Below are 17,690 nucleotides of genomic sequence, written 5' to 3' on the forward strand. Positions count from 1 at the left end.
AAATATTTTTGATAAAAACTATTAAACATTTCTTAAGTCATCCGATATAACTAATAGATCATCGTGGAGGATGATAGGTATGGCCCTAACGTTAGGAAGAAAACCTGGTGAAAAAATCTATATTGTAGATACTCAGGGACGACAGATTGAAATTGAAGTAGTAAAAAGAGAAGAAAAGCTAAGTAATTATACACAATTACGGATTAGCGCTCCACAAGAATTTCAAATTGTTCGTGGAGAAATTTACAGCGGTAGTAGTTCCAACTAATTGGAGTTATTATAAATCAGCAAGCCAAATGGATGTGACTTGCTAAAAAACAAAAACACGGAGGTAGTAAATTATGATTATTAATCACAACATTTCTGCTCTTAACGCACATCGCCAATTAGGAGCAAACCAAGGTGCAACACAAAATTCATTGGAGAAGCTTTCTTCAGGTCTTCGTATTAACAAAGCTGGAGATGACGCTGCAGGTCTAGCAATCTCTGAAAAAATGCGTGGTCAGATTCGTGGGTTGGAAATGGCTGGAAAGAATGCACAGGATGGTATTTCTCTGATTCAAACGGCTGAAGGTGCATTGAATGAAACACATTCAATTCTACAAAGAATGCGTGAACTAACTGTACAAGCTGGAAACACCGCTACACAAGATACAGATACGGACTTAACAGCTATCAAAGCTGAAATGGATTCATTGATTGAAGAATTAGGCGGAGAAAGTGGAAGTAAAGGTATCTCAGATCGTACACAATTTAACGGTAAAAATCTATTAGATGGTAATTTTACAAATCAAACTTTACAAATCGGTGCAAATGAGGGACAACAGTTAACGATATCAATTGATAGCATGGCAGCTAAAGATTTAGGCGCTACAGATCTAAAAATTAATGATCTCGATGTTACTGCTTTTGGAACTCCAGCGACTTCTTTCGACAATCAATTAGCAGCCATTGATGAAGCTATAAACCAAGTATCTACACAACGTTCCTCGTTGGGAGCAGTTCAAAATCGTCTTGATCATACAATTAACAATCTTGGAGCATCTCAAGAAAATCTAACAGCAGCAGAATCACGTATTCGTGACGTTGACATGGCGAAAGAAATGATGGAATTCACAAAAAATAACATTCTTTCACAAGCAGCTCAGTCTATGCTAGCTCAAGCTAACCAACAGCCTCAAGGAGTATTACAATTACTACAATAAAAATAGACTTTTTAAGGGCTCTAGTTTGACTTTACTAGAGCTTTAATTTATAAAATAATAATTTAGTACTATGAACTATAATTAATGAACTAGCATTTCAAAAGGATAGGTCTTGCTAGTAAAATAAAATAACACGGAGGTAATTAATCATGATTATTAATCACAATATTTCTGCTCTTAATGCTCATCGTCAACTAGGAGCAAACCAAGCAGCAGGGCAAAATTCATTAGAGAAACTTTCTTCAGGCCTTCGAATTAACAAGGCTGGAGATGATGCAGCAGGTCTAGCGATTTCCGAGAAAATGCGTGGTCAAATTAGGGGTCTTGAAATGGCTGGAAAGAATGCACAGGATGGTGTTTCTCTTATTCAAACTGCTGAAGGTGCACTCAATGAAACTCATTCGATTCTTCAGCGTATGCGTGAATTAACAGTACAAGCAGGTAACACTGCTACACAAGATAGTGACACAGACTTAGCTGCTATTCAAGCTGAGATTGATTCACTAATTGAAGAAATAGGTGGAACAGGTACCAGTAAAGGTATTTCAGATCGGACTCAATTTAATGGAAAAGATTTATTAGATGGATCTTTTGAAAATGGCACAGCATCTTTAACCTTCCAAATCGGTGCTAATAAAGAGCAACAACTAAGTATTAACATTGAGGATATGAGTGCAAATGGATTGGGTGTGGATACAGTTAATGTTCTTGGTACTCCAGCTGGAACTGATGGAGATGGAAATCCTGTTGCTGCAGTTCCATTTGATTTCGATAGTGAAATTGCAAAGATTGATACGGCAATTAATGACGTTTCAACACAACGTTCTGCTTTAGGGGCAGTGCAAAATCGTTTAGAACACACAATTAACAATCTAGGAACGTCTCAAGAAAACCTAACTGCTGCGGAATCACGTATCCGTGACGTTGATATGGCGAAAGAAATGATGGAGTTCACTAAGAACAATATCCTTTCACAAGCGGCACAATCAATGTTAGCTCAATCTCAACAAATGCCTCAAGGAGTATTACAACTCTTACAGTAATTGTTGAGAAGGGCGTCTAATCTGGTAACGGGTTAGAGGATAACTGGGTGAATTGCTGGAACTTCCTAAAGTGTTTTGTACCACAACGCAGCTGGAAACGGCAGACGTGAAGGTTTGAAAAACAAAACAATGAAACAATGGATAATCAGCAGCCAAGCGCCTATGGTGAAAACCTGGCGAAGGTTCAACGACTAGAATGCACTGCCTAACAGTTAAACTCATGGCAATGAGATTCGTAGGGTGGAATCAATTCCATTCGAAGTGCCCAGCCCCTTAAGAATATAAGGGTGAAGATATAGTCTATTCTATGATCGAAAGACATAGCGGCAAAGCAAGCCAATCAACAACCACAAGGTGTTTTACAGTTATTACAATAATATTTGAATTGAGAGGGACTCTGGCTTGGCTGGGGTCTCTTTTTAAAATAGAATCATATTACTTTATTTAGCTTTATGAGAATAGTTTCTTTGTATAAAATTTTATTTGATAGAGGGGAAATACTATTTGGATAATTTACTTAGAAAAGATTCATTCAATTTTTTTGTAGATGAGGTTTATGCTGTTCCAAAAATAACCAAAAATAATGAAGAATTTAAGAGTGATAACTTATTTGGTGCTTTATTGATACCAGATATAAATTCAGCTTATTTTCCTCCATATCATTTACGGAGAATATTATTTCCAGCAACTTTTCTTTCTAGTGATTATTACAATTATTATAGAAGGAAGTATCCAACATTAGAGAATATAAGTGACTCTGAGTTTAGCGAGAGTATTGTAGAGGGTCAATATTATTCGCTTAGAACGAATGCATTTACAGACTACAGATTTCCTGAGATTTTACCACCGACTTTTCAAACTCTTTTAAATCAATCTAAGCTAGATTCCCCTTATAGAGACAGCTTAACAGATAATATAAATGATGAAGGGATAGCTTTATTGAATAATGCAGAACATGGAGATCGAGAAAAAATATTACTATATTGTTTTAATGTTGGTCAAGGAGATTCAATGCTTTTAATATTACCAAACAAAAGTGTATACATAATAGATACTAACTTTTATTCAGGGAGAGAAATTACAGATTATATTAATAAAATAATTCGAATACTAGAATCGAATGGGATACATTCAAAGAATATAAAAGGTTTAATAATTACACACAAGCATCTAGACCATATTAGAGGTGCTGCACAAATAATAGACTGTGGAGAATTTGTTTTTGAAAATTTCATAATAAATTTCGACTATGTACATTCAGGTAAAAAAGTAGAAGAGCTTTTAGATGTTGCAAACAGGAAAATTGCAAAACATATAAATGTCAATAAACAAGATAGCTTTTATGAAGGGAAGGTTAAAATTTCTGTATTAAACCCAAAGCCTGATACCTGTAATAAAATAGTGTGTAGCGATTTAAATGACAGTTCAATTGTATTAAATTTAGAATATGGAGAAAGTAAGGTTTTGTTAAGTGGAGATGCTGGATTTCCGATTACCAATAGTATTATCAAGGGACAAACAAATAATTATTTGTTGAAAGTTTCACATCATGGGAGTAGAACGGGTACTGATAGGGTTTTAATGAATAAACTCCATCCATCATATGCGTTTATTTCAGCTGGGAATCACAAGGGCTTTAAACATCCACATAAGGAGGCAACCGATTTACTAAATGAATATGATGTTGATTTTGATACCTCAAGGGAAGTAGGTTCTATGGTTTATGAAATTACAGAAAAGTCTATTATGAAAAATCTATTTACAGCTACTTGAGTTTAAGTAATTCGTAGAGTGGAGTAGAACAAATCCCACTCAAAGTGCCCAGCTCCTTTCAGAATAAGTTTAAAATATAGTCTATTCTATGATTGGAAAACGTAGCGACGTAGCAAGCCAACCAAATGTCTTAAAGCGAATTACGCGGAAATCAAGACAACATTCACGAAAGTGTTATTGTTATTTCGAACCTTTGGAAAAGAATTTGTTAGTTTTTGTCTTTTATAAAAAATGATGTTATATACACTATCGACAATACACCAAGATTTGAACTGTATTAGAAATACATTGTTTTATTATCAAGAATACATCCTCTACATTCAGTCGATAATGATAAAAACCTTTGGGAGTGTTGATAGTGTTTCTAGTAATCTTATGGATGGTATTCATTTTCATAGCAACTTGTACGAATGATGTTCACGCATTTATTCATGAATTCAGTGTATCTTTTACATTCCAGCCAAAACCAGCGTGGCAAGATTTTACTTTACTTTATCCAATTGAGCAGATTAGTGAGTTTGAAGTGGCTGCACATTTCCTTATGTTTTTTGGATTAACCTTGTTACTTGTAGATATAAAAGTTCGATTACGAACGACAATCTTAATTTCGATATCGTACGCTATTTTAACAGAATTTCTTCAAATGTATTTTAATAGAAGTGCTGAATTGTATGATATTGTGGCCAATGTTTTGGGAATTATGGTTGCTGTTTGTATTGTTGGGGTTTATCGAGTTGTTAGTAGGCATGGTGAGGTTACGTAAAAAACGGGAAACCTAGTTATGGGGTAATCGCTGGCTATCGACCCGAAACCAAAATGGAAACTTTGATAATATTTTTATCACAAGTTGCTATTTTATCTTGTCCACTTGATTCGTTGTGATATAGTTTTATTTATACATGACATACATAAAGGGGACTTGTACAATGGAGGATTATGATTGGCTAATACTTCAGCTGCTTTATAAACATAAAAACATTACAAAAACAGCTCAGGAATTATTCACCTCCCAGCCTTCTATCACGAAACGCCTTCGTAAAATGGAAGCTGAGTATGCTGTTGCCATTGTGAAAAGGGAGAGAAGGGGTATTCATTTTACTCCTCAAGGAGAATTTTTGGCCAAGTCAGCAGATTATGTCCTTTCAGATCTTCGTAGAATCAAAGAGAAAGTTCAAAATATGGATACTCAAGTCGCAGGAACCTTAAGAATAGGAATCTCTAATTACTCTACGAAACAAAAGCTTCCAGGTATTTTGAAAATGTTTAAAGTGAAAAATCCAAATGTGGAATTTCAAGTAATACCTGGGAGTTCACGGGAAATTTACGATTTGGTTTATTGCAGGGAGGTACATGTTGGATTTCTTCGTGGAAATTACAATTGGTCTGGACAAAGCCACTTGTTATTTGAAGAGCCTTTATGTATCGCTTCCGTTGACAATATTAACCTGGAAGATCTCCCGGAATTGCCGCGGATAAATTATCATACGGAACACGGATTTAAAACAATACTAGACAACTGGTGGATGGAAAACTACTCCAGACCGCCGCATATTGGGATAAGAGTAGATAATGTAGATACGTGCAGGGAAATGATCATCAATGGTTTGGGCTATGCCATATTACCGAGATTAATATTAGAACACGATGAACAAGTGAAAAAAATAGACATTAGAGATGAACAGGGCAAGCAGATTTTAAGACAAACATGGATGTATTATCATAATGAAACGCTCGAACTGAATACAGTAAACGCCTTTGTCAACTTTATTAAAAAGTTAGACCTGGAATAATGGAACCAAAAGAGAAATGTTTGGTTCTTTTTTATGTCCTTTATTTTAGATATTCCCAACAGTTATAGTTATCCATTCTAAATGGATATTTTTTTTATATCTAAAGACGAACTATAATGAAACCATGAAGAATTTATTTACAACTGGGTTAACCCTTTAAGTTATTTTCTAAAACAGACTATTCGAAGCTGATCTTTACACCTTAATGGAAGCGCTTCCCTAAAGGTTCAGGGATGGACGATTTAGTAAAGTAAGAGAATACTATCATTCACCCTTTATGATTTGCTTCGAAAATTGGCGTCAAGTAAATACTTAACTAATCGTAAGAGTCCATCTTGAGGGGAGATTGAAATTTTCAATGTAGATAATGTGCTTGAAAGTAATATTGCACCGTTTGTATTTAAAATGATGAATAAAAAATGTTTATAACATTAATAGAGGAGTTGTCACGAATAATGTCATCCGTAAATTACGAAAAGTTATTGAAGGATTTTGAACCAGGATTTGAATTTGTAGCCCCGAAGGCTATACCGCCTGAGGAATTTCACGATAGGATTGAGCGCTTGCGCCAATCAGCAGCAGAACGAGGGCACGAAGTTCTGCTTATACATGCAGATGGTGTTAAAACCTTTAAAACTACAAATATGTTTTTAAGATATGCGTGTGATTGGGCACGTGAGGGCGTGTTAATCATACCTACGGACAGCAGTAAAGAAATTCACTTAGTTTCTTTCTTTACCCAATCTGTGATTATTCCACCTCCTGGTGAGCCGATTGGAGTTGAGAAGCTTTGGCAAGTTGGAGCGCTAGGTGAGGAATACTCAGGACGTTCGGGTACGTCTGAAGCTCAATTGATTGAAGCTGTAGCTAAAATTTTAACAGATTTGGGTTATAGTTCGACAAGCATTGGATTGATTGGTGATAATTCGTCCTCGAAGTATTGGGAAGGACTTAGAGCGAAACTACCAAAATTAAAAACAATCAATGAGACTCAGATTATGATAGATATGCAGACAATCCGATCAAAAAACGAACAGGCTCAGATTAGGGCTTCTGCTCAGCTCATGGACATTGGATTCCAGGCTGCGAGTCATGTAACAAAGCCCATGGTAACGGATTTTGAAATTTACGCTGCTTTCACATTTGCGCAGATGGCTCGAGGTGGTGAAAGTGGGGATGGTTATCAAATAGGTATTAATCGATTTGGTACTCACTGCGGGAAGCCTTATGGCCATAAGGTGAATTCTGGTGATCTCATCAACTTATATATGTCCGCTTTGCCATATCATGGATACACAGCTCAAGCTGCTCGGATGATTGCTGTTGGCAATATCACTGCGAAACAAGAAGAAACGCTTGAAGTATGTACGGAGGCGGTTCGCCGAGCAGAAGTTAAGATGCGTCCTGGTGCACGTTTTTGTGACCTCCATGAAGCTGCATTTTCCGTGTACGTTGAGCACGGATATCTCAAGGATGATACAACAGCTACAATGCCTTATAACTGGGCTCCAAATGATGATTTATCGGCTAGAGAAATTCCAATAGAATATGTTCAAGAAGTAGATTATGAAAATAAGGGGAGAAAACTTAATCACGTTTATCCGGCAGTAGCTGGACCGCATAATCCAAATTTGGGACATTCTGTGGGTATGTCTGGTAATCCCAAATTCAACATCACATCTCACAATACAGATATTATGGAGCCTGGAATGGTCTTTGTATTGCATGCTCAGTGGCTTGATCCATTGAATTCAGGTGCTAATATAGGTAATTGCTATCTAATTACTGAGGATGGATTCGAAAACCTTAATTGTCATACAGCACTTGAAACAATTCGAATTAAAGACTAAGTTGAGAATTGCCTTTTTACAGGAGTATACTTAATTAACTGGCCAGTTTTAAAAAAGAAAATTACAAGGATATCTATGCAATGTAGCGGTGTAGATACTGCAAATCTGCTTGGAATATTAATGGCAAATGAGCTGCCTAAATGATAAATGAATAATACTTCTTTATTTTTGTAAGATGTGCATCGTTTCAAAAGTTTCCTCGGAATTATTTTCCGAATATTTTTATAAAACGAAGGGATTTAAATCTACTTCTTAATAATAGAAAGTAAAGCTATGGTAATCGAATCATGTTGAATTTCAATTCATTGAAAAGGGTGGGTGTGTATGGTTGAAGAAATATTTGATACGTTGATGATATTCGGTATGTTATTGATTGCTGGAGTAGCTATCCGTGAAACGGTTCCTTTTTTTCAACGGTTTCTGATTCCGTCCAGTGTAATTGCTGGATTTTTAGGACTAATTCTTGGCCAACAAGTGCTAGGTTGGATTACGATTCCTGAATCGTTTGAATCAATTCCTATCTATGCAATGTATATCTTGATGACTTGTGTTCCTTTGGGGATTACCGTTACAGGTAAGAAAATTGTCCAACATATGGATTTTGCCTTTGGTAACATGGTGATGTATGGATTCCAATTAGCTTTTGGTGTTTTAATCGGAATTATACTTCTCCGATTCTGGCCGGGTCTGCCTGATGGTTGGGGCTTGATGGCTGTTGCAGCGTTCTTCGGCTCTCATGGAAGTGTTCCGATTGTCTCCAGTGTCATTGATCCAACTGGAGAGCTTGGTGCTCAAAGTTTGGGAATGGTTATGGCTACATTAGGTGTATTAATAGCTATCATACCAGGGATCATTTTGGCTAACTATGGTATTCGTCGTGGATGGGGTGCTTTTACGAAGGATATTATGAATAAAAATAAGAGCTTCTTCCGCGGTACTCTGCCCGAAAAAGACCGTAAACCGATAGGCAGAATTACCGTTAATCCGAGTAACGTAACTTCACTCGCTTTCCAGCTAGGTATTCTTGCTGTCAGTTTTAAATTTGGTGAGCTACTTTTATCAGGTATTGGGACGCTAATCCCGTTTTTTAGCAATATCCCTACGATGATTTATGGTATTGTCGGTTCACTTATTCTATGGCCGCTTATGAAAATGGTGAAATTTGATGGGTACGTTGATAAGCCGACCATTAATGAAATAAGTAATTTCTCTCTAGAAATTATTATTTTAACAGCTTGCGCTTCTATTCAGTTAAGTATTATTACCGAATTCTTCATTCCTCTGTTAATCTTAACAATTATTATTTGTGGTATTACTTTCATTTTTAATCATTTCTGGTATAGAAAAATTAAAAATCCTGAATGGTTTGAAAAGTCTTTGATGAGCTATGGTATGTCAACGGGGTCCAATCCACAGGGGCTTTCTCTTGTGCGGGTTGTTGATCCTAATAATGAATCTAGTATTTACGAGGCACTGGGCGTCTATAATGCGGTCTTTTTCTGGAATAAACTCCTCCTGCCTCTTGCAGCTTCCCTGATACTAGTAGGTACGGTAGTTCCTGTTTATCTCATTGGAATTGGTTTAATGGTTGTTCCATTAGTGTTAGCCTTTTTTCTCTTCAGAAAGAAGAAAGTTAGTGGAAGTTCTAACTCTTCACGAAAATCTGGCTGACAATTAAAGTTAAACATGACTATTTTGCCTTGCCTTTTTGGTAAAATTCTCAGTACTAGTATTGGAGGAGGGTTATAAATGTCTTTAGGTGATCTACAGAGTGAATTAATGTTAAAAAAATAAGAGAACGAATTACCTTTCAATAGATTCGATAGATATTGTTTAAGAATATTGCTATAATTAGAGTTGTAGCAACCACATAAAGCGGATGGACGGTTGACCATCTCCCATGAGGGGAGGTGGTATAAAATGACGACATATGAAGCAATCATCATTGCACTGACATCGAGTATAGTTCTAGTAAATGTGCTAGCACTAGTTGTGCAGATCGTCAAAGAAACAAGAAAAAAGTAACCGTCCTTCGCCCGATCAAAGTTTAGGATAGGTTACTTTTTAAAACTTAACCAACTATTCTGGTCAGCCGCTCTTCATGCGGCATGTAGTTGCTTTGGCTGGGTGTTAGTAGCACTCAGTCTATTTTATTATATATTGCTTCTTAACTTATTATACATGAATTCATTACCTATATGCAATAATTCTATAATCGATTTGTGAAGGTCAATATTATTGTTGAATTTAAGAAAAACATTTAGATTGATGATTTGATACTCGTGTAATGCGATAACTGTTCTCAGTAAACCTCAAGATATATTCATGATGAATGATTGAATCCATTAACGCAACTGTAACGTAATTAGTTACCTGTCACTCCTCCAGCATACAACGTTTTTTTCTTAAACTAATAGCCCTAATGTCCAATCTCCTTCAAAAATTTGTATCCTGTAATAAAACCGCCAATAAGATGTTTTTCAGATTCAAGTACGGTTATTCGGTTGAGCGCTGGTTCAAGATTAAAAAATGCATCTTCTTGTTCTTTGGTACTGCATTGCTCTAGGGCACTGTTTAATGAATCGTCCAATTTTGTATACGCATTGTCACTATAGTTTAGATTATCAGTTCTATTTTACTTTAAGAGTTCAGTGTAAGCAATCTCTTTTAAAACTTCTATCATACCTTTCTCAAAAGCAATTTCAAGACGTTTCATTGCTTCCATATCATTCTTATGAGGAGTTTCACTGTATATCCTCACTAAATTATCGAAGGGCACCATTATACGTCTTTGATCCAAATTCGGGTTGTAAATACTTTCCCTATCCCGATGTCCTTACCTTGACGAATTTTTGTATGTATAGTTAAATTGTTAACATAACTATCAGACTATTTACATTAATTGGTGTGTTATGATGTTCATATTTAGAGGTGGTGGATTTTTGAGTCTTTCATTACGAAATGCAATGAAGTTAGGGAAGTTTAGTGAGTGTGAGATTGTTGCTGGTCATCAGGGGTTGGCGAGGATTATTGAAAATATTACAATCATGGAAGTTCCGGATATTATTCAATGGCTAAAGGGGAAGGAATTGATCTTAACATCTTTGTTTGCGATTAAGGATGACTTAGATGCACAAAATATGCTCGTACAACAATTACATAATTCAGGAGCATCTGGATTGGCAATTAAGACCTCAAGATATATCCAAACCATTCCGGATGAAATTATCAATACAGCAAATAGGCTTGGATTTCCGGTGATTATTATTCCGGATCATGTGAAATATTTAGACATTCTCTCACCGGTCATGCATCATGTCTTTAATGACAAGGTTGTTTTACAGGAGGATCTTGATCAAGCAACGAAGATATTGCATGAGATTTCACTGCATAGTCAAAGTATAGATGATTTTAGAATGCATGTTAGTAACCTTACGAAAAATATGATTACGATTGAAAGTGAGTTCCCATTTATTGAGCTACCAGACCTTGAAAAGTCAATTACTCCTTTAAGCGAGAGACAAATTGATGAATTGTCCGTCATTCAACGACCGATGCAATATGAGCGGGAAATTGATAGGAAAGCTATTTCGTGTATTGTTGCACCGATTATCGTTGACAAGCAATATTATGGAAACATTACGTGCTGGGAAGTAAATAATAAACATTTATCAACCGATCTTGCTATTTTAGAGAGGGCATCAAGTCTACTTTCCTTGGAATTTTTGAAATTAAAGGTCAAGTATGACGTTGAACAACAGTATAAAAATGATTTTATTCGAGAACTATTATTTAGTGAAAATATGAAAGCGAAAAATCTGATTGAATGGGGCGATAAATACCGAATTACGAGGCAAGATGCTTATCGCTGTTTGTTGATTCGTGCCATGGATAGGAATTCTGCAGAAGAAATGAATGTAGAATTAAAGGGATATCGTATGGATGCCATCATTCAAAGGATTATTCCAGGTGTACTGATTGGACATATAAGCAAAGGGATTTGTATCATTCTCCCAGCCCTTGAAGATAGAGAACATCTCTGCCATAAAATTTTAGAAGTGCTCTCAAAGGATGTAGCCTCCACTGTTCAGCTCCATCTTGGTGTTGGTCGATTAGAAACAGGCCCGGAAGGCATTCAGCAAAGCTATGTACAAGCAGAGCAAGCATTGCGCTTAGGAATAAGTGTAATGCATACACAAGAAATTCTATATTACGATGACTTGGGATCATATCGCCTTCTTAGTAAATTAAAGGATGATCATGAGCTCCTCGCCTTTTACGACGAAACGGTGGGGCGGTTGCTTCCATACGATACGAGAAATGAACTGTTAAACACTTTAACAAGTTATTTTTACAATGATGAAATTCTGAAACTAACCGCAAATGATCTGTTTATTCATGTGAACACATTAAAATATCGCATCAAAAGAATAGAAGAACTAACAGGGCATGATTTAAAAAAATCAGAAGGAAAAATGAATCTCTATTTAGGTCTGAAGATACATCGTCTCTTGTATTCCGACAAACAGTGAGCACATGGACAGCAGGATTAAAAAACTATTGTTTCGTTCTTAATGGAATTAAGAGAAGTCCATCGTAACCATTTGTATTGATTGCAACTATTTATACACAACATGAGCATTACGGATAGGACTATATGGATTAATTCCCTGAAAATATATTGTCTCTATGGACAATATATTTTTTATTTTTTGTCGATTTCATACATATGATTTTTGAATATTGAAATGTATTATTAGATAAAGCGCTTTCAGTATTGTGTGAAATTATTGTTTAAAGGATGGTGCACAAAATGGATAATATCCATTTAAACATGATCGAACCAGAGGATTTAGGGGAGATTACGCTACTGGTAGGGGATCCTGCTAGGGTGAGATTGATTGCTGAAAATTGGGAGAATCCGAGAGTTATAACGAATAATCGTGAGTTTATTTTAATGTCTGGATTATGGAAAGGGGTGACGGTTTCCATTTGTTCAACTGGTATTGGAGTCGGATCGACGGAAATTGCCATCATCGAACTAATCCAAAGTGGTGTGAAGAAGCTTGTACGCTTGGGTGGGTGCGGAGCATGGCAGGAAAAGTTTTTGCCTGGAGATTTGATGCTTAATCATGCGATGGTTCGCGATCCGGGATTGCTTTCCCATTATGTTAGTGATGTATACCCAGCTGTAGCTGATCCCGATTTATTGCAAAAAATTACAAGACAGGCAGAAGGTAGTGGATTTAGGGTGCATACAGGCATTGGCATAACGACACAAAGCTACTACCACGGTCAAGGTCGTGAAAACAAGATCAAAAATGGGCCAAAACTGAACAATGATTTTATGCCTTATTGGCAAGAAAGACATATTACGAATGCGGATATGGAAACGGCGGTGTTATTTTTACTCGCATCGCTTTATCAAATCCCAGCAGCCAATTGTCTCGTTGTCCATGTTAACCGTTTGAACCAAAAATGGGTGTCGGATGAGGATTATCAAGGTTTTCATCAGAAAGCGGCAGAAATTGTTCTGGATGCTTGTATCGGCTAAGTCGAGTAGAAGAGTTTTAAGGATTGTATGAAACGAGACGTAAATAAAATGAAGGGATGAGATAACGGTGGAGTTAAAACAGGAGAGTTTGCAAGTTTATCAAAAGGAAGATAGTAAATATAGAAAGAAGATTCTTGGTTCATCCATGCTCGGATTAGGTTTAGAGAGCATGGACATTATGTTTCTATCATTTGTACTTAGCACCATTATTGCTGAGTTTGGCATTTCATCTGCGGCAGGTGGTTCGATTGCTTCGATTACGAATATCGGTATGCTTCTAGGAGGGGTTATATTCGGTATTCTAGCAGATAAATACGGTAGAATCCGAGTGTTTAGCTACACAATTCTACTTTTTGCTGTTGCAACCGCATTAATGGTGTTCGCAAATAATATTTATGTTATCTATTTCCTGCGCTTCTTGGCAGGGGTTGGTGCTGGTGGAGAATATGGAATCGGGATGGCTCTCGTTGCAGAAGTCTATTCCAGAAAAAAGCTCGGAAAAATGACTTCCTGGGTAACGATTGGAGGGCAAGCTGGTGCAATTGCCGCTGCCATTCTCGCTGCTATTATCATTCCGCTGTTTGGCTGGCGAGCATTATTTGCGGTCGGAGTTCTTCCTGTTTTCCTTGTTTTATATATACGAAAGAATCTGGATGAAACGGAAGAATGGAAAAAGACACAGGTGGAGATGAAGGCGAAGGGAAAAAGAGGAAATCCACTCGTGAAGCTTTTTGACTCACCGAAAACTGCTTATGTAACAATTGCGCTCACAATTATGTCAACGGTGCAGGTGGCGGGTTATTTCGGATTGATGAACTGGATTCCGTCTATATTACAACAACAGCTCGGTTTAAGTGTATCTGGCTCTTCACTTTGGATGATCAGCACGATACTTGGGATGTGTGCTGGGATGTTTTTGTTCGGTCGCATCTTAGATCGCTTCGGTGCAAAGGTTTCCTATAGTATCTTTTTAATTGCATCTGCAGCATCTGTCTTTCTGTACGTATTTGCACAAAGTCCGATAACGATATTGATTGGTGGAACGATTGTCGGATTCTTTGCGAATGGAATGAATGCTGGTTACGGAGCATTAATTAGTAGTTTCTACCCAACAGAGGTGAGAAGTACGGCTAACAATGCGATTTTTAATACGGGTAGAGCACTTGGTGGATTATCTCCGATTGCCATTGGGTTCTTGCTCGATCAATTCGGTCTAACAGCTGCAATGGCTTTCTTGTCGATTCTATACATTATTTCATTAACAGTCATTTTAACCCTACGAGGAGTTCCATTAAAAGGTGTGAAACACCATGAAGCAGCTGGGGAATAATTTTGTTTTGAGCGTAACGTATAAAATTGGTTAGCGATTGTGATAAAAATGGTTATGTTTTTTGTTGCTTTAGACATAAAAAATCAAGCGCAATGAATCGTATAATGAAAGCGGGACCAAATGCAATAGGAGGAGGGAGCTAGTGAATAGGAAACGATTCGAATCTACATTAGAAGCCTTAAACCAATTTGGGTACTCTAAAACAGGGATCAACCGACTAGCATATTCAGTAGAGGAACTTGCTGCTACACGTTATCTAATGGAACTCTTTGAAAGCGAGGGAATGGACGTAAGAATGGACGCTGTAGGAAATGTGATTGCAAGGCGCCCTGGTAACAATCCAGAACTAGCAGCAGTTGCTTGTGGATCACATATTGATAGCGTTTATGAAGCGGGGAATTACGATGGGACGGTTGGAGTAATTGCCGCTCTAGAAGTCGTTCGTAGTTTGAACGATGAGGCGATTGAAACCGAGCATCCGATAGAAATTATCATTTTCGCTTGTGAGGAGTCTGCCAGATTCGGGTATTCAACCCTTGGTAGTAAAGCAATGGCCGGTCTTCTGGAAAAAGAGCAGCTAACAAATTTACAGGACAAAAATGGAATATCAATGGAAACGTCTTTCTTGGAATGTGGATTACGGCTGGAAAAGTTTCAGGAATCGAAACGAGAGAAAGGCGAATTGGAAGTCTTCCTTGAGCTTCATATTGAACAGGGGCCTGTTTTAGAAAGAGAAGGGAAGCAAATTGGCATCGTAACAGGTATTGCGGGGCCGACGCGGTTTAAATTAGGGGTGTACGGAAAGGCGTCACATTCGGGAACAACGCCGATGAATCACCGCAGGGATGCGCTTTTAGGTGCTGCAGAAATTGCCCTAAAACTTGAAGAAGTGGCAATCAGAGAAGCATCCAGCGGGACAGTCGCTACGGTTGGTGTTTTTGATGTAAAACCTGGTGCGATGAATATTGTTCCAGGAATGGTCGAAATGGAAATAGATATTCGCAGTGTTTCTCAGGAATCAAAAAAACGTGTTGTGCAAGAGCTGGAATATGCTATCAGAGAAGCGGAAAGAAAGCGTGAGTTAACAATTATGAAAACGGAATTGATTGATCAATCACCTGTCAAATTGGACCGTGATGTAATGTGTCGTCTGCAGGAGACTTGTGAAAAGTATGGGTATTCCTATATGTATATGACAAGTGGAGCAGGTCATGATGCGATGAATATGGCGACACTTTGTCCGACGGCTTTAATTTTCATCCCATCAAAGGATGGTTTGAGTCATAATCCAGATGAATATACATCGCTTGATCAAATTTCTGTTGGCGTGGAGGTTTTAAAAGCGGAGCTATTGAAAGCGTCAAAAGCTACTGAAAAAATAGTGAGGTGAAAGTGATGCATATTTACCAATTAGAAGTGTTATCAAATGTCCAAGTGAGTAGTCGGTATTGGCATATGAAATTAGATGCGTCACCAATCAGAGAGAAAATCGAACCGGGTCAATTTTTCAATATAAAATGTGCGGATGATGATTCTCCTTTTTTACGTCGGCCGTTTAGTATTTACCAGATTAATAAGCAGGAAAAGACAATCGAGTTCCTTTACCTTGTCAAAGGGCAGGGGACAATTCGCCTAACAGACGTAAGTGCTGGGGACAGGGTTGACATATTCGGACCGCTCGGAGTTGGCTTCACATTAAATGATGACTGGGATACTGTTTTACTACTTGCAAGAGGGGTAGGAATCGCAACTTTAGCTGCACTCGTTCAAGAAGCAGCTGTGAAACATATGAAATGTATAGCGATCCTAAGTGCCCGAAGCTATGACGATTTGCTCGCAGCACAAACATTGAAGGAATTCGGGGCCGAGGTATATGAGGTCACAGATGAGGATGGAACAAGTGATGTGGATAAGGTACAACAATTAATTGAGCAATTGCTAATCGCAAATGATATTAACGCTGCCTTTACATGCGGGTCGCGACGATTATCACGATTACTCCAGAACATGACAAGAATGTATAACATTCCAGCCCAAATCGCCCTTGAGGAAAACATGGGTTGTGCCATGGGAGTCTGTTATGCCTGTGTTTGTGATATTCAAGAGGATAATGAGATTAAATCGGTTCGTGTTTGTAAAGAAGGACCAGTGTTTGATTTGGAAAAGGTGGTGTTAGCATAGTGCAAAATTTAAAGCTCGGTGTTCAAATTGGGAATCTTTATTTGAAAAACCCAGTTATGCCCGCGTCTGGTGCATTTGGCTATGAAATGGAATCCCTCTTTGATTTTAATGATTTAGGTGCAATCGTTCCGAAAAGTATTACCAAATATCCCCGCGGTGGAAACGCAACTCCACGCGTTTGTGAAATCACTGGGGGTATGATTAATTCGATCGGGATTCAAAGTAAGGGCTTAGCGTATTATTTAGAGGAGCTTATACCAAATTATCAAAAATACGATACGCCGTTAATTGCGAGTATTTCGGCCGATTCCGTGGATGAATTTGCTGAAATGGCAGAAATTATCGGTCGGGAAAGTACCGTTTCTGGGATCGAACTGAATATATCCTGTCCCAATTTAGAGGGGGATGGAAATGCATTCGGAATGGATGCGGAGTTGTCCTACCAAGTGGTAAAAAAAGCAAGGGAAGCAACCGATCAACCGCTGATTGCAAAGCTGACACCGAATGTGACAAGTATTCAAGAAATCGCCCTCGCTTGTGAAAGTGCTGGTGTCGATGGGTTAAATGTGGCGAATACAATACTTGCGATGGCGATTGATATTCATACGAGGAAACCGAAAATTGGTAATGTACTAGGTGGTATGTCAGGTCCTGCGATTAAGCCGATCATCGTCCGTATGATTCATCAAGTCCGTGGCGTGACAAATTTGCCAATCATCGGCTGTGGCGGTGTGATGACTTGGGAGGATGCCATAGAAATGATTCTCGCCGGGGCAAGCGCCGTCCAGGTTGGTACATCAAGTTTCATTAATCCAATGGCGATGATGGAAATTTTGGAAGGGATTAAGGAATATATGATTGCCTATGAGATAGAGGATATTCGTGATTTGATTGGAAAAGTGGAATTGCCGATTCAGGAAAATGAAGGTGTACGGATAGCGTATTGAAGGGAGGAAGCTAAAGT

General features: G+C 37.8%; 15 protein-coding genes. All 15 read left to right on the top strand.

The window, feature by feature from the left end; genetic code table 11:
• Positions 1-79 precede the first annotated feature (79 nt).
• Positions 80-268 (top strand): carbon storage regulator, encoded by a 189-nt coding sequence (locus NSQ77_RS14885; protein WP_339226825.1) that lies wholly within the window; start codon positions 80-82, stop codon positions 266-268.
• Positions 269-341: 73 nt separating this feature from the next.
• The gene (hag, locus tag NSQ77_RS14890) at positions 342-1,205 is read left to right on the top strand and encodes a flagellin Hag (RefSeq protein WP_339226826.1); all 864 of its coding nucleotides are present in this window, start codon (positions 342-344) and stop codon (positions 1,203-1,205) included.
• Between the two features lie 149 nt (positions 1,206-1,354).
• A complete protein-coding gene (gene hag / locus NSQ77_RS14895) occupies positions 1,355-2,248 on the top strand; it encodes a flagellin Hag (protein WP_339226827.1) in 894 nt (297 codons plus the stop codon).
• 504 nt (positions 2,249-2,752) lie between these two features.
• The gene (locus tag NSQ77_RS14900; protein WP_339226828.1) at positions 2,753-4,021 is read left to right on the top strand and encodes an MBL fold metallo-hydrolase; all 1,269 of its coding nucleotides are present in this window, start codon (positions 2,753-2,755) and stop codon (positions 4,019-4,021) included.
• A gap of 358 nt (positions 4,022-4,379) precedes the next feature.
• Positions 4,380-4,784: a VanZ family protein gene (locus tag NSQ77_RS14905; RefSeq protein ID WP_339226829.1), complete on the top strand. Its 405-nt coding sequence runs from the start codon at positions 4,380-4,382 to the stop codon at positions 4,782-4,784.
• Between the two features lie 163 nt (positions 4,785-4,947).
• A complete protein-coding gene (locus NSQ77_RS14910) occupies positions 4,948-5,811 on the top strand; it encodes a LysR family transcriptional regulator (protein ID WP_339226830.1) in 864 nt (287 codons plus the stop codon).
• A gap of 455 nt (positions 5,812-6,266) precedes the next feature.
• Positions 6,267-7,661, top strand: coding sequence for a M24 family metallopeptidase (locus NSQ77_RS14915; RefSeq protein WP_339226831.1), 1,395 nt, complete (start codon positions 6,267-6,269; stop codon positions 7,659-7,661).
• Positions 7,662-7,985: 324 nt separating this feature from the next.
• Positions 7,986-9,332 carry a sodium/glutamate symporter gene (locus NSQ77_RS14920; protein ID WP_339226832.1) on the top strand — a complete coding sequence of 449 codons (1,347 nt, stop codon included), beginning with the start codon at positions 7,986-7,988 and terminating at the stop codon, positions 9,330-9,332.
• A gap of 249 nt (positions 9,333-9,581) precedes the next feature.
• Positions 9,582-9,686, top strand: coding sequence for a putative holin-like toxin (locus tag NSQ77_RS14925; RefSeq protein ID WP_223116401.1), 105 nt, complete (start codon positions 9,582-9,584; stop codon positions 9,684-9,686).
• Positions 9,687-10,603: 917 nt separating this feature from the next.
• Positions 10,604-12,193: a PucR family transcriptional regulator ligand-binding domain-containing protein gene (locus NSQ77_RS14930; protein WP_339226833.1), complete on the top strand. Its 1,590-nt coding sequence runs from the start codon at positions 10,604-10,606 to the stop codon at positions 12,191-12,193.
• Between the two features lie 281 nt (positions 12,194-12,474).
• Positions 12,475-13,215, top strand: a complete 741-nt coding sequence (locus tag NSQ77_RS14935) for a nucleoside phosphorylase (protein ID WP_339226834.1) — start codon at positions 12,475-12,477, stop codon at positions 13,213-13,215.
• A gap of 145 nt (positions 13,216-13,360) precedes the next feature.
• The gene (locus tag NSQ77_RS14940; protein ID WP_339231024.1) at positions 13,361-14,545 is read left to right on the top strand and encodes an MFS transporter; all 1,185 of its coding nucleotides are present in this window, start codon (positions 13,361-13,363) and stop codon (positions 14,543-14,545) included.
• A 142-nt stretch (positions 14,546-14,687) separates the two neighbouring features.
• Positions 14,688-15,935, top strand: coding sequence for a M20 family metallo-hydrolase (locus NSQ77_RS14945; protein WP_339226835.1), 1,248 nt, complete (start codon positions 14,688-14,690; stop codon positions 15,933-15,935).
• 5 nt (positions 15,936-15,940) lie between these two features.
• Entirely contained in the window at positions 15,941-16,726 is a 786-nt protein-coding gene (locus NSQ77_RS14950) for a dihydroorotate dehydrogenase electron transfer subunit (protein ID WP_339226836.1), read from the top strand.
• Positions 16,726-17,673, top strand: a complete 948-nt coding sequence (locus NSQ77_RS14955; RefSeq protein ID WP_339226837.1) for a dihydroorotate dehydrogenase — start codon at positions 16,726-16,728, stop codon at positions 17,671-17,673. Before NSQ77_RS14950 ends, NSQ77_RS14955 begins: the two co-directional genes overlap by 1 nt.
• The last annotated feature ends 17 nt before the right edge of the window (positions 17,674-17,690 follow it).

This window comes from Oceanobacillus sp. FSL K6-2867, from assembly GCF_037963145.1.
In the GTDB taxonomy this organism is placed as follows: Bacteria; Bacillota; Bacilli; order Bacillales; family Amphibacillaceae; genus Oceanobacillus.